This is a genomic window from Pseudomonas typographi (genome assembly GCF_014694385.1).
Taxonomy (GTDB): Bacteria; Pseudomonadota; Gammaproteobacteria; order Pseudomonadales; family Pseudomonadaceae; genus Aquipseudomonas; species Aquipseudomonas typographi.
The window spans coordinates 1-386 of sequence record NZ_JAAOCA010000150.1 but is presented as its reverse complement, the minus strand read 5'-3'; the positions used below and the strand labels follow the sequence as shown (position 1 = coordinate 386).

The 386-nt window shown below is 62.4% G+C and carries 1 protein-coding gene; it reads right to left on the bottom strand.

The genetic code is table 11. The features are described 5' to 3' along the window. Positions 1 to 384, bottom strand: a 384-nt coding sequence (locus HAQ05_RS29725; RefSeq protein ID WP_238936625.1) for a sugar nucleotidyltransferase, incomplete at its 3' end; no start/stop codon positions are given. Positions 385 to 386: the final 2 nt, after the last annotated feature.

Sequence of the window (386 nt, the reverse complement as noted above, 5' to 3'; positions counted from 1 at the left end):
CTCCGGGTCTTTGACCAGGTAGCCGAACACAGTGGCGCCCGTGGGCCGCGACAACGCGCGCTTGAGCTGTTCGGAGAAGTGCTGGCCATGGAAGATGTTGTCGCCCAGCACCAGGCACACCGAGTCGTTGCCGATGAACTGCTCGCCGATCAGGAACGCCTGCGCCAGGCCATCGGGCGCAGGCTGCTCGGCATAGCTGATGTGCACGCCGAACTGGCTGCCATCGCCGAGCAGGTTGCGAAACTGCGGCAGGTCCAGTGGGGTGGAAATCACTAAAATCTCACGGATGCCCGCCAGCATCAGCACCGAGATCGGGTAGTAGATCATCGGCTTGTCATAAACCGGCAGCAACTGCTTGGAGAGGCCGAGGGTGATGGGGTGCAGCC